This window comes from Pedobacter sp. KLB.chiD (assembly GCF_047040275.1).
In the GTDB taxonomy this organism is placed as follows: Bacteria; Bacteroidota; Bacteroidia; order Sphingobacteriales; family Sphingobacteriaceae; genus Pedobacter.
On the sequence record NZ_CP178207.1, the window covers coordinates 851,609 to 865,903 of the forward strand.

Annotated in this window: 8 protein-coding genes and 2 tRNA genes; all 10 read left to right on the forward strand. The window is 39.6% G+C overall.

The annotated features are described in order from the left end of the window. Window positions 1-62: 62 nt before the first annotated feature. The 10 genes from ACK1I8_RS03705 to tig all read left to right on the forward strand — a co-directional run bounded on the left by ACK1I8_RS03705 (window position 63) and on the right by tig (window position 14,236). A complete protein-coding gene (locus ACK1I8_RS03705) occupies window positions 63-2,423 on the forward strand; it encodes an ABC transporter permease (RefSeq protein WP_412468000.1) in 2,361 nt (786 codons plus the stop codon). 46 nt (window positions 2,424-2,469) lie between these two features. Then, window positions 2,470-4,851, forward strand: a complete 2,382-nt coding sequence (locus ACK1I8_RS03710; RefSeq protein WP_412468001.1) for an ABC transporter permease — start codon at window positions 2,470-2,472, stop codon at window positions 4,849-4,851. A gap of 86 nt (window positions 4,852-4,937) precedes the next feature. Beyond that, a complete protein-coding gene (locus tag ACK1I8_RS03715) occupies window positions 4,938-7,331 on the forward strand; it encodes an ABC transporter permease (protein ID WP_412468002.1) in 2,394 nt (797 codons plus the stop codon). A gap of 93 nt (window positions 7,332-7,424) precedes the next feature. Next, on the forward strand, window positions 7,425-9,851 hold the full coding sequence (locus ACK1I8_RS03720) for an ABC transporter permease (RefSeq protein WP_412468003.1): 2,427 nt from the start codon (window positions 7,425-7,427) through the stop codon (window positions 9,849-9,851). Between the two features lie 89 nt (window positions 9,852-9,940). Next, entirely contained in the window at window positions 9,941-10,624 is a 684-nt protein-coding gene (locus ACK1I8_RS03725; protein ID WP_412468004.1) for an ABC transporter ATP-binding protein, read from the forward strand. A gap of 53 nt (window positions 10,625-10,677) precedes the next feature. Then, a complete protein-coding gene (locus ACK1I8_RS03730; protein ID WP_412468005.1) occupies window positions 10,678-11,475 on the forward strand; it encodes a helical backbone metal receptor in 798 nt (265 codons plus the stop codon). Window positions 11,476-11,535: 60 nt separating this feature from the next. Next, on the forward strand, window positions 11,536-11,838 hold the full coding sequence (locus ACK1I8_RS03735) for a lipoprotein (protein ID WP_412468006.1): 303 nt from the start codon (window positions 11,536-11,538) through the stop codon (window positions 11,836-11,838). Window positions 11,839-11,986: 148 nt separating this feature from the next. Continuing rightward, window positions 11,987-12,068 (forward strand) — tRNA-Leu (locus ACK1I8_RS03740). A 575-nt stretch (window positions 12,069-12,643) separates the two neighbouring features. Continuing rightward, window positions 12,644-12,725 (forward strand) — tRNA-Leu (locus ACK1I8_RS03745). 158 nt (window positions 12,726-12,883) lie between these two features. Beyond that, the gene (tig, locus tag ACK1I8_RS03750; RefSeq protein WP_412468007.1) at window positions 12,884-14,236 is read left to right on the forward strand and encodes a trigger factor; all 1,353 of its coding nucleotides are present in this window, start codon (window positions 12,884-12,886) and stop codon (window positions 14,234-14,236) included. The last annotated feature ends 59 nt before the right edge of the window (window positions 14,237-14,295 follow it).

The following is a 14,295-nucleotide window of genomic DNA, read 5'->3' on the forward strand; positions in this document are numbered from 1 at the left end:
AGCAATTTCTGTTGGCCATTTAACAATTAATCAGTTTATCAATTTATATAGTTAACTCTGGGATGTTTAAACTCAATCTAAAAATCGCATTGCGCAACCTTTGGAAAAACAAGGGATTTACGCTAATAAACCTGGGCGGATTGGCTATTGGCCTCGCCAGCTGTATGGTTTTACTTTTATATGTCGCCTATGAATATGGCTACGATAAACAATTTACCAGTTACGAAAAAACATACGTTCTATATAATAACCAGAAAGCAACTTCGGAAACCTACAGTTTTATGGCATTTCCGGGGAAATTACGGGAAGATGTAAAGAACAAGGTTCCGGGGGTGGCGTGGGTTAGCCGTTTGTCGTATCCTGAAATGGAGCTGCTTAGTTATAACCAGAATAATTTTAATGCATCTGCCAGTTTTGCCGATCCCGATTTTTTAAAAATGTTTGATTACGGTGTTTTGAAAGGAAACCCGGCAACATTTCTAAAAAATCCGGATGGTGTGATTTTATCTGAAACACTGGCAAAAAATCTTTTTGGAAATGAAGATCCGTTAAACAAAATAGTGAAGTTAAATAACCAGGAAAGCCTTAAGGTTGAAGGGGTAATCAAAGACCGGCCAAAAAACAGCAGCCTGCAAATTGATTACCTCCTGTCTTGGTCACTATACGAAAAATTAAACCCATGGACGAAAGACAGTACATGGGGTACCAATTTTTGCATGATGTTTCTGCAATTGCAAGACAATTCTTTTTTTGACAAGGTGAATAATCAGTTACATGGCATGATAAAAGCCCATGATAAAGACGCCAATAGTGAACCTTTTATCCATCCGCTTTCGAAATGGCATTTGTACGAGAAATTTGAAAATGGTAAAAACGCAGGCGGCAGGATAGACCAGCTCCGCCTATTTTTTCTTCTTGCCTTTTGTATTCTATTAATCGCCTGCGTTAACTTTATGAACCTCTCCACCGCAAAATCAGAAAAAAGGTCGAGAGAGGTGGGCGTTCGAAAAGCAATTGGTTCTACAAGGAGAAATCTTATTGCCCAGTTTATGTTCGAATCCATTTTATTAACCACCTTTAGCATGTTGATCGCATTCGTTTTAATTGAGGTGAGCCTGCCTTATTTTAACCGCTTGCTGGGAATTACCATTCAGATAAATTATGCAGAATGGCGGTTTTGGATGGTGTTTTTAGGTTTAACATTGCTTACTGGTGTTATTGCAGGCAGTTACCCGGCATTTTATTTATCATCTTTCGACCCGATAAAAGTACTTAAAGGCTTTAAGCTGAGTGGAGGTTCTTCACTGTCTATCCGTAAATTTTTAGTTGTTTTTCAGTTTGTGTTTGCCGCATGTTTAATTGTTTGTACGGCAGTCATCTATCAACAACTGGATTACATTAAAAGCAAGCCCATTGGCTACGATCGAAGAAACCTGATCCAAATCCCGGCGGTTGGGGAGTTGGGTAAAAAGGAAAAAAGACAGGTTTTAAAAGATGAATTGTTAAAATCCGGCGCGGTTACGGCTGTAACCGAATACAGTCTATCCTTAACCGCGGGCGGTAATAATACCTACGGCATAAGCTGGCCGGGTAAAAATGAAAATGATAAAATTCTCGTTAATACCAGGTTTACTTCAATCGATTTGACTAAGACGACGGGAATGGAGATTGTGCAGGGAAGAGATTTCTCCAAAGATTATGTAGATACGGCAAATGTGCTGGTGAATGAGGCTATGGTAAAAGTAATGGGTATGAAAAGCCCGGTGGGTAAGATGATCACTTGGGGACAGCCGTTACGCATCATTGGGGTGATCAAAGATTATGTGATGGAATCGGCCTATCAAAAACCAACTCCGTTATTGATTGCTCAAAATCCGGACAGAGCCACCACATTGGTGATGCGATTGAACGCGCAGCACAACATTAGCAGCGCCGTAAATTCCATCAGTGAAGTTGTTAAAAAAATAAATCCTGCCTATCCTGTTGATATAAAATTTGTTGACGACAATTTCGAGGCGAAATTCAAAAATGAAAAACTTTTAGGTACCCTTTCAAACTGGTTTGGTGGCTTTGCTATTTTTATTTCCTGCCTGGGCCTATTGGGCCTGGCTTTATTTATGGCCGAGCAACGCAAAAAAGAAATCAGTATCCGTAAAGTACTGGGTGCCAGTACAGGCCACATTCTAACTTTGCTGAATAAAGATTTCATCAAATTGGTCATTATCGCCAACGTTATTGCATTTCCGCTGGCCTATATCATCATCAGTAAATGGCTTTCCGGGTTTGAATACCGCATATCCATTTCTGCTTTGCCGTTTACGGCCGCCGCTGGTATTTCTATTGCAATAGCTATTTTAACCGTTAGCATACAGTCCATAAAAGTTGCAAAGTCCAACCCCGTTGATGCCTTAAAGTATGAATAGACACCTGCGCCGGACCCCAAACCTTACGCCCTAAACCTTAAACCTTATGTTCAAACTCAATTTAAAAATTGCAATCAGAAATCTTTGGAGAAACAAAGGTTTTACGCTCATCAACATCGGTGGACTAGCCATTGGCATGGCTTGTTGTTTAATGCTGCTGCTATATGTGGGATACGAATGGAGTTATGATAAACAATTTAAAAACCTGAATAACATCTACATAACGGGTTTGAATCTGAAGTTTAACGGAAAACTGGCGACCACCATGGCTGTACCCAATAAACTTTCGAAGGCCGCCATGGAAGAATTGCCGGGTTTTAAAAGGGCTGCAAGAGCATCTAATGAAAATAATGTGACACTGTACAGTCATGGCCGGGATAATTTTAAATTAACCGCTTTATATGTCGATCCGGATTTTATCAGGATTTTTAATTATCATTTCATTTATGGTGACGCCAAAACCGCTTTAAATGAACCAAGTTCGTTGATCATCAATGAAACAACTGCGAAAAAACTTTTTGGAAGTCAAAATCCGATCGGACAGCGAATTACCTACAACGGTAAACGAGAACTCAAAGTGAGCGCTGTGATAGAAGATTTACCAAAAAATGTGAGCATGCAATTTGATGTTTTGCACCCATGGGCTTTCTTTGACCAGTTGAATCCTCAGGATAAAGAAAATGGATGGGGTACCATTACCTGCTTTACTTTTTTTGAATTAAAGGACCGTGTTTCAGTAGAATCAACCAATCAGTTACTACAGAAATTCATTGTAAACAAAGAACAGGATTTAAAGAAAATGACTTATGAGCCTTTCCTTTTTCCTTTTGCCAAGATGCATCTTTACGACCATTTTCAGAATGGCAAATCAGTTTGCGGGCGGATAGACCAGGTAAGGTTATTTATCTTTCTGGCTTTCTGTGTGCTGTTAATTGCCTGCATTAATTACATGAATTTATCTACAGCACGTTCAGAGAAGCGCGCCCGGGAAGTTGGTGTTCGTAAAGCGTTAGGTTCAACACGTAAAACAATTATGAGTCAGTTTATGATAGAATCTTTAATACTGTCATTTATGGCCATGCTTATCGCTTTCGCGTTGTTAGAGGGGTCATTGCCATATTTCAACAATCTGCTCGATATCAAAATTGTACTGCAGTACGGATCGGCACAACTATGGATAACATTGCTGAGTTTGGTGTTAATTACCGGTTTGCTGGCCGGAAGCTATCCCGCGTTTTATTTGTCATCATTTATTCCCGTAAAAGTTTTAAAAGGCTTCAGAGGTTCTGCAGGCTCGTTATCTATTCGTAAAATACTGGTCGTATTTCAGTTTAGTTTATCCATCTGTATGATTATCTCTGCAATCGTGATTTACAAGCAGATACAACATATGCGCGATAAACCCCTGGGTTTTAATGCTACCGCATTGGTACAGATGGATTTAGAAGGTGAGTTAAGCAAGCCAGGTAAAATGGAAATTTTTAAGAGCGAACTCGAACGTGCGGGTGCAATTGAATCAGCAACAGAATATGCCAGTGCATTTACCCGTGGTGGAAACATTACAGGAGATATATCGTGGCCTAATAAGCCAAAGAATGATGTTTCTATTGTAAGCTACAGAAGTACGGGTTTTAATTTTGCAAATACAGTGGGCGTTAAAATGGTTGCGGGAAGAGACTTATCTCCGAAATTCTCAGCGGATACTGCGACTTCTTTATTATTAAATCAGGAAGCTGTTAAATTAATGCAATTGGAAAATCCTGTCGGAACAATTATCACCTGGGGTGATAACCCACCTTTGAAAGTGGTTGGTGTGATACAAGACTTCTATAACGAATCATTAGGGGCAAAAGTTTCACCAACTGTTTATTATTACAATGTGAAAAAAAGCAAAACATTGTTGCTTAGACTGAATACCAAACAATCCTTAACCGCGTCGCTGGAAACGATTAAACAGGTCAGTCGGCGTTTAAATCCGGCCTATCCGGCCGAAATAAAATTGGTGAGCGAGGGTATGGCAGAGAAAATAAGAAGCGAAAAGCTTTTGAGTGCGCTTTCTAATATCTTCGGAGGCTTTGCGATTTTCATTTCTTGTCTCGGTTTATTAGGACTGGCACTTTATATGGCCGAGCAACGCAGCAAGGAGATCAGCATCCGCAAAGTTCTGGGCGCCGGTTTATCAGATATTCTGGTGTTGCTTAATAAAGATTTCATGAAATTGGTTGTGATTTCAAATGTGATCGCCATTCCGGTCGCATATATTCTGGTAAGCCGGTGGCTGGATAAATATGATTATAAAATTTCCATAAACCCATGGCCTTTTTTGCTGGCACTTTTCACTTCGATACTAATTGCGCTGGTTACGGTAAGTATGCAAACTTTTAAAGTGGCCAAAGCCAACGCCGTTGATGCGCTTAAATACGAATAATGGCGGGAAGGACAAAGGTACCAGGGTGGAAGGCTTAACCGCCTGAACCCCCAACCTTTAAACTTTCAACCCTCAACCTCAAAAACATGTTTAAACTCAACCTAAAAATCGCCTGGCGAAATCTCTGGAACCACAAGGGCTATACCTTGATCAATGTTCTCGGCCTATCTATAGGTATGGCGAGTTGTATCCTGATTTTTATTTTTATCCGGTATCAGTTAAGTTTCGATGAAGGTTTTAAAAATGAAGACCGTATTTTCAGGGTAGTCACTAACTGGAAATACGAGGCCTTCGACGATTTTTCTTCCGGTGTACCGATCACTTTTCCGGCAGCAGCACGAAATGAAATTGCAGGATTTGAAAAAGTGGGTTTTATTGTAAAACGGGGCGATGTTTTTCATATCCGTGATGACCATGGACGAGAAAAGATTAAAACCCAGCAAGCAGTCTACTACGCTGATCCGGATTTTTTTGAGATTTTCGAGGATATTAAATGGGAATATAGTAAGCCCCGAGCGGCCCTTTCTGAACCCAACACTGTAGTGCTATCCAAAACCAATGCAATTAAATTTTTTGGCTCGGTAGAAAATGCAGTAGGCAAAACCATCACTATGGGAACCCGTGTTAACCTGAAAGTAACAGGTGTGATACAGGATATGCCGCAGAACAGTAGTTTCCCACTTGGGATCATTGTAAGCTATGAAACGTATTATGGCCGCAATAATACCAACTGGGATTCGGTAAATTCCAGCTCATCGAGTTATGTGCTGTTAAAGAAAGGAATAACACTTGCCGATATGCAGGCTCCGTTAGCGAGGTTTAATAAAAAATATTATCCAGTTGAAAAAATAGCCGGCAACCAAAATAACCAGCTGCAGGCGTTAAGAGATATCCATTTTAGTGAAAAATACGATAATTTTGCCGATTCTACTATCGGCAAAAGTGAAATTTATGGTCTGGCTATTATTGGTTTGTTTCTGATACTCACCGCCTGCATCAACTTCATCAATTTAAGTACGGCGCAATCTGTAAACCGCTCAAAAGAGGTTGGTGTTCGTAAAGTGATGGGAAGCAAAAGGAAACAGTTAATTGTACAGTTTTTAACCGAAACTTTTGTAGTGAGTTTCATGGCTTTATTAATAGCCTGCGTAATTGCCGAACTAGCCATTCCGTCAATGCAAAACCTGTTCAAAGGTCAGGTTCAGTTCAGTCTCTTTGCACATCCTTTAATTTTCATTTTTATGGCAATTTTAGTCGTTTTTGTGGGCTTTCTTGCTGGTTTCTACCCTGCATTAGTCGTGTCGGGTTTTCATCCGGCCCTGGCTGTCAAAAATAAAATTGCTTTAAATGGCAATGGTTTAGGCCTCCGCAAAATTTTGGTGGTCATTCAGTTTTCAATAACTGTCATATTGATTATCGGAACACTGGTCATTACCAGGCAAATGGCATATGTAAAACAGAAATCATTGGGTTTTAACGCAAATGCAGTCGCAATGGTAGGTATGCCGGGTGATAGTTTGAGCAAAACGAAATTAAACACTTTTAAAGAACGGGCTTTACAGATTCCCGGAGTAGAGTTGCTTAGTTTTTGCCAGACACCGCCTTTATCTTCCGATGTAAATTCAACAGACTTCACTTATAATGGGGTCAAGAACAAAGATTTTGAGTTAAGAACGGTAAGGGCAGACGAAAATTACTTTAAAGTTTTCGATTTAAAGCTTATAGCGGGCAAAATATTTCAGAAAAGTGATACCGCCAACGGCTGTGTGGTAAATGAAACCTTCCTCAAAAAAATGAGTATTCTTAAACCTGAAGATGCCATAGGTAAAGTGATAAATGCAAGTGGCAACCTGGTGCCAATTACAGGCGTGGTTAAAGATTATAACGATAAATCGTTGAGAGAAAGCATATCAGGACTTGCAATTTTTCCCGGAAAACTTAATTATTGGAATGTGGCGATAAAAATGGATAGCAAACAGATCCTGTCTGCCATGAAACAGATAGAAGCCCTATGGAACAGTACCTTTCCTGACAGTATTTATGATGCAGATTTTGTTGATGCGGGGATAAAAAGCTATTATGAAAGTGAGCGCATCACCAGCATATTATTTAAAGTATTTGCCGGCGTAATTATTTTCATCTCATTTATTGGCTTGTTCGGATTAATATCTTTCGTCGCCACACAAAGAACCAAAGAAGTTGCCATCAGAAGGGTTTTGGGAGCTTCCACACTCGAACTGGTCAAAATGCTGAATGGTTCTTTTCTCATTTTGGTCTTCATAGCCAATATTGTAGCGTGGCCCCTGGCTTACCTGTTTGTTTCGAAATGGTTAGCGGGTTTTGCCTATCGCATTGATATCAGCGTCTGGCCATTTGCCTTTGCTATGGCCATATCAATGGCAATTACACTGGTTACGGTCAGTATCCGCTCCTATAGAGCGGCCTCAGCAAACACCATTGATGCACTTAAATATGAATAATGGTGGCAAGATGAAGGTATTAGGGTAGACGGTTTAACCGCCTGAACCCTCAACCTTCCAATTTTTAACCTTTCAACCCCCAACCTCTAAAATATGTTTAAACTTAACCTTAAAATCGCTTTTCGCAACCTTTGGAAAAATAAGGTATATGCTACCATAAATATTGTCGGACTGGCACTTGGCTTAACTGCTTTTGTACTCATGATTTTGTATATCAATCATGAAGAAAGTTACGATAAGTGGTCTCCGGAGTTAAAGAACGTCTATCAGATCAGGGAAAAACACGATCTTTTTACCCCTGACAATAAGGAACATTGGAATGAGGTTTCGAACAGCCGCATTGCAGATTTGATCCGGACAAAACTGCCACAGGCAGTTGCAGTAACCAAGGTAGATAACGACTGGGATTTTGGTACCGGCTACTCTGTTAAAACAGCTCATGCCGATCCGGTTATGGTTAGTAAAATAAAGGACTCGGACAGTAGTTTTTTTAAGGTTTTCGATTACCAGTTCGTTCAGGGCAGTGCCGACAAAGCGCTTGAAAATAAAAATACGATTGTTTTGAAAGAGGATCTGGCCTTAAAACTTTTCGGTACAACGAAAGTTTTGGGTAAAACGATCAGAATGATTCGCTGGAGGGATGATAAGGGCAATCTATTAACCGTTACCGGTGTGGTAAGTGAGCCCGGATCGCCGCAAACTGTCGGTTTTAACGCCATCACGCGAACCGGAAATAAAGATAAAGATCCGGAGGATCCGACAAATAATAATTATTGTCTGGTGTATACCAAACTTAACAAAGCCAGCGATACGCTCGTGCTAAACCAAACTTTACAAAAGTTATATGTCGATTTCAGGAAAAACTTATTGAAAGGACAAAAGCAGGATGATGAAGATATCCACCAACCTGAAAAATTGCCTGGCTTAAAAGTTATCCCGTTAGAAACGGTACATTCCAATCCGCCATATACCCTTAGCTGGTTCGAAAAGTTGAAACCGGTAATGGCCATATCCGCGTTTTTGCTTCTGGTTTCCATCATCAACTTCATCAACCTGGCTACGGCACAATCTGTTCAGCGCGCAAAGGAAGTAGGCGTAAAAAAAGTACTGGGTTCTTACAAAAGGCAGTTGACCGCGCAGTTTTTGGTCGAATCCGGGTTGCAGAGCCTGATTTCACTTTTTATCTGCATCATTTTAATTGAAATGGTATTACCGGCTTTCAACCAGCAGTTTAATGTGACCTTAAGCTTTTGGCACAATTCCAGATTATCGGTACTGATTGCCCAGCTAGTAGGTTTATTTGCCTTTGTAACGCTGCTTGCAGGTTTCTATCCCGCATGGATTTTATCTAACTATAATCCGGTAGCTGTTTTAAAGGGGAATTATGAAAATGGTTTACGCGGTATTGCTCTCCGGAATGTTCTCATTGTTTTTCAGTTTGTCATTTCTGTAACCTTTATCATATCTATCGGCATAATGCAAATGCAATATCACTTTATGAGCAATAAGGATTTAGGCTTTGAAAAAGGAAATCTGATCAATATAAGAACCAGTTATGAAGATAACTTTGCGGAGCGGCTGAAGAAAATTCCCGGCGTTCAATATATTGCGACGACTACCCAGGTATTGGGGAATAGTTTTAATGTGCCTGAAGAAATTAAATTCAAGGGTAAGCCCATAAAATTAAATACCGTTACCGTTACAATGGACGCATTGCCCGCGCTTGGTGTGAAAGTATTGCAGGGCAGGGTTTTTTCAAGAGAGTATAAACGCGATACCGTAAATACTGTAGTTTTAAACGAGGCAGCGGCGAATTTATTTGGAAAAAATCTAATCGGGCAGACCTATCAAAAAACCGATTGGCAAGGCAAAAACAATGTTTTTCAGGTGGTTGGCATCATTAAAAACTATCATCACGAAGGTTTTGACAAAGCGGTTTTGCCAACGGTTTATAAGGTGACCAAACTTGGCGGAACTTCCACTACAAATAATTTACTGGTACGTTTCAATACAGCTCATTATGAAGAGATTATCAGCAAAATTGAAAAGGAATGGAAAATTTTGTATCCGAACTTTCCAATGGAATACAATTCCCTGGATGATGCCTTTTCAAAAAGCCTGGAAGAGAACAGACGGTTTATGAATATGATAATTCTTTTTAGTTTGGTTTCTGTTTCGCTTTCATTGCTTGGCTTGTTTGCACTATCCACATTTTTGGCTAAACGGAAGACAAAAGAAATTGCAGTGAGAAAGGTGCTTGGTGCTTCAAATATTCAGATTGTAAATCTTTTGAATAAATCGTTTCTGGTACTGGTAATTGTTGCCAATCTGATCAGCTGGCCTATAGCTTACATCATTATAAAAAAATGGCTTGAAGGCTTCGTTTATCGTATAGAAATACCTTTCTTGCCTTTTGCCGCTGCTACGCTGATTTCTGTAGTTATAGCCATACTTACAGTGAGTATACAGGCTCGAAAAGCCGCTGTAACTGACCCTGTGAATGCACTTAAATATGAATAACGGCAAGAAGGCAGAAGGTTTTTAGGTAGAGGGCTAAATTGTCCAAAACCTTCAAACCTTTAACCTTTTAACCCTCAACCTTAAAAAATATGATACAACTTAGCAATATCGAAAAGTATTACGCCAACAAGGGTGTTAAAAATTATGTGTTACGCCTGGTAACTACAACTATTAATCAGGGCGAATTTGTTTCCATCATGGGGCCGTCCGGTGCCGGAAAATCTACCTTGCTTAACATTATTGGCATGTTGGAAGAACCCACATATGGTAATTATTATTTTATGGGCGGAGATGTAACCAGTTTGAATGAGCGTAAACGAATTGAGCTGTACCGCAACCACATCGGTTTTGTGTTTCAGGCTTATCATTTAATTGATGAAATGACCGTTTACGAAAACATTGAAGCACCGCTTTTATATAAAAAGGTGGGTAGCGCCGAGCGAGCCAGCAGGATCGCCGATCTGCTCGACCGGTTTAATATCGTGGCTAAAAAGGATCTATTTCCCAATCAGTTATCGGGCGGCCAGCAACAGTTAGTGGGCATTGCCAGGGCCTTGGCTGCACAACCTTCTATTATTCTGGCTGATGAGCCAACAGGCAATCTGCAATCGGCGCAGGCAGAAGAAATCATGACGCTGTTCAAAAAGCTGAATGAAGAGGAAGGAATTACCATTATTCAGGTTACCCATTCAGAAAAGAACGCGCAGTATGGAAACCGGATATTACATATTGCCGATGGCGTGGTAAAAGAGGATGTGGCTGTTAAAGCTTAACTTCTTTTCATCTGTAGCAATCCTTTTTAATTGTGGTTAATTACCTTTGCGCTATGCAAAAAACGTTTACCGATCAGATGGGGCGGGAGGTTGCCATCAATTTTCCACCCAAACGGATTGTTTCTTTGGTGCCTTCTCAAACCGAGTTGTTATTTGATCTCGGCCTCGACACGGAAATTATCGGATTAACCAGGTTTTGCATTCATCCGATAGAGAAGTTTGCGGAACGGACGAAGGTAGGAGGTACCAAAAAATTAAACATCGACTTAATTAAAGATTTAAATCCTGATCTCATTATCGGCAATAAGGAGGAAAATACACAGGGTGATATAGAAGAACTGGCCGGATATTTTCCGGTATGGATGAGTGATATCTTTACTTTAGATGATGCCATGAAGACCATAGAGCAGATAGGAGAGCTGGTAAACCGACAGCCAGAAGCCAGTTACCTGAATCATTTAATATCAGCTGGATTTAATGACCTGAAAACACTTGCGCTTCAAAATAAAATTGATAAGAAGGTAGCCTATCTCATCTGGCGGAAACCTTATATGGCCGCTGGAAAAAATACATTTATTAATGATGTTTTGATAACCAATGGCATGGAAAACATCATCGGTCAGGAACGCTACCCGGAAGTAACACTCGAGGAGCTAAAAACTTCAAAATGTGAACTGATTCTGCTTTCGTCTGAGCCTTATCCTTTTAGCCAAAAACACATTGAAGAGATTCAATCGTCCATTCCCAATGCTAAAATTATGCTGGTTGATGGAGAAATGTTCAGTTGGTATGGTAGCAGGCTGGTGAAAGCTGTTCAGTATTTTTTCGAATTCCAAAAACAACTTGATTAAGCATAGCGTTTTAATTTTCTAAATTGTAGCATAAAATTAAATTTTCCCGTTTAAGTCATCATGAAGAAAATATTGGTATTAGCCCTTTTTATTGCGGTAATTGCTGGTTGCAGTTCCATAAAAGGTACAAACGATAACGCCTCCGTTACTGCGAGCGGAACCATTCAAAAACTCGGAATGAGTACCTTTCAATATGGTACACATTTGTTAAAAGCCGATAATAAAACTTATGCTTTAAAAAGTGAGACCGTTAATCTTGATGCCTATTTAGATAAAAAGGTTACGATTAAAGGAAAAAAAGTGGAGGGTTATCCTGTCGACGGTGGCCCGGAACTGGTTGATGTAACTTTTGTGAAATTATAGATCACTGGAAAATATGACGTGCTTACGAGTTGTGTTTTTGCCGTATCAGGTCAGTGTCCCGCAAACATTGTGAATAATTTTTATGAGTGATAAAAATTTGATTATTCAATTTAGTTTCTATCTTTGCAGTCCTTAAAACATCCTATCTGCGGAAGTGGCGTAATTGGTAGCCGCACCAGACTTAGGATCTGGCGCTTCACGGCGTGGGGGTTCGAGTCCCTTCTTCCGCACGATATAAAAAACCGTTCTGATAGCACAGGACGGTTTTTTTATGAGGTTACGGATTAATGATATGATTCAGTTTCCAAACCTGATCACTTATCCTAATCTGCTTGTCCCCATCTGCCGAAAGCATCTTCAGAAACAATGATCATGCATTTTTAGGGGGTAAACAAACATTAAATAGAGGTTGGTGTCCCCCCAACTTCTAGATTAAGCATTTAAAGTAGGCCGGCGAGATACCAACTTTTAAATTGAAAGTTTAACAGGCCGTCCCTGCGGGACGACTCCCGGGTAGCCAATTGGTAATTGGCGTTTCGTTCCGTAGGAACGTTTAGTGTTGAAACATTAACGTGCTATTTTCCTATCTGCTAGTATCTCTTACCTGTCTAAACAGCTGTTGAAATAGGGGAAAAGCTGTTTGACGAGGATACAGATCTGTTGAGAACGCTTTTGTTTATAAAATTTTCTCCTTAGAAATTAATGAGTTAGCATTTAATTTAACGAATAATCACTAAAATATGAGCGATGCCTTTTGATTATTCAATCTTGTTTCTATCTTTGCAGTCCTTATAACATCCTAACTGCGGAAGTGGCGTAATTGGTAGCCGCACCAGACTTAGGATCTGGCGCTTCACGGCGTGGGGGTTCGAGTCCCTTCTTCCGCACAACAAGATAAAGGCCGTTCCGATGTTTACATCGGAACGGTTTTGTTTTTAAAAACATGGATTAATAAAAATTGATGTGCTGTTTCGGTTTTCGATATGTGGTTTTCTCATATTTTCATTCTCCGATCTAAATCACATCTTAATATATCTCAGAAAAAATGAATATTACACAGGAAAAAACCGGCAACTTAAATGCTGTTGTAAAAATCAAGATCGCACCTGCTGATTACACTGGAAAAGTAGATAAGGCTATTAAAGATCAAGCTAAAAAAGCACAATTACCTGGTTTCCGTAAAGGAATGGTTCCTGCTGCCCACATTAAAAAAATGTACGGCAAAAGTATCCTGGTAGAAGAGGTTAACAACTTGTTGAACGATACTTTATCTAACTATATCGCTGAGCAAAAATTAGAGATTTTAGGTCAACCACTTCCTAAAATGGACGATAACCGCGAATTTAAATGGGATAATACTGATGATTTCGAGTTTGATTATGAGTTGGGTTTAGCACCTGCCTTTGATGTAAACCTTTCATCTAAAGACAAATTTACGGAATACGTAATTAAAGCTGATCAGGAAACTCTGGAAAGCCGTATCAAAAATATCCGTCGTAGTTACGGTAAAATGACCAATCCTGAAGTTTCTGCTGATGGTGACGTACTATACGCCGAATTAACCCAGGTAGCTGAAGATGGTACCGCTGTTGAAGGTGGCATTACCAGTACAGGAAGTGTTCGTTTAGATCAAATTAAAGATAAAAAAATCCTTAAATCTTTAATTGGTTTAAAGAAAGACGATGAGGTAACCATTGATGTCCAGAAAGCATTCGAAGACGCTTCGGTAATTGCAAAAGTTTTAAATATTGCTGAAGGCGAGGCTGGAGCTTTACAAGGAAGCTTTAAACTTCATGTTAAAAATGTTAACCGTTTGGAAGAATCAGATTTAAACCAGGAATTTTTTGATAAATTGTTTGGTGAAGGCACGGTAACTGACGAAGCCGGTTTCAGGGCAAAAATTACTGAAGAAGTAGAAAGCATGTTCAAACAGGATGCTGAACGTAAATTATCTAATGATATTTATGAGGCATTGTTAAGCAAACACAATTTCGAATTGCCGGATGAATTCTTACGCCGTTGGTTAAAAGCTACAAACGAAAAATTAACCGACGAAGAATTGGCTGAAGGTTATGATGATTTCGCTAAAAACCTGAAATGGACTTTGATCGAAAACAAGATTATCAAAGATAACAGCATTGAAATCAAATATGAAGATGTAGTTCAGGCGGCTAAAGCTAAATTGGATGCACAATTCAGAATGTATAGCCCAAGCCCGCTTCCTGAAGATCAATTGGCACAATATGCTGTTCAATTTTTACAGGAAAAAGAAAATGCAAACCGTGTTTTCGAAGAGGTAAAAGCATTAAAAACTTTCGAACAAATCAAATCTGTTGTTACTTTAGAACAAAAAGATATTGATTACGATAAGTTTGTGGAGTTGGTAGAGAAAAAATAAAAGCGGTTGGCGAGTAGCGCCAAGCGTTATTATAATGCCTGAGGCGTTTTGTAAATTGT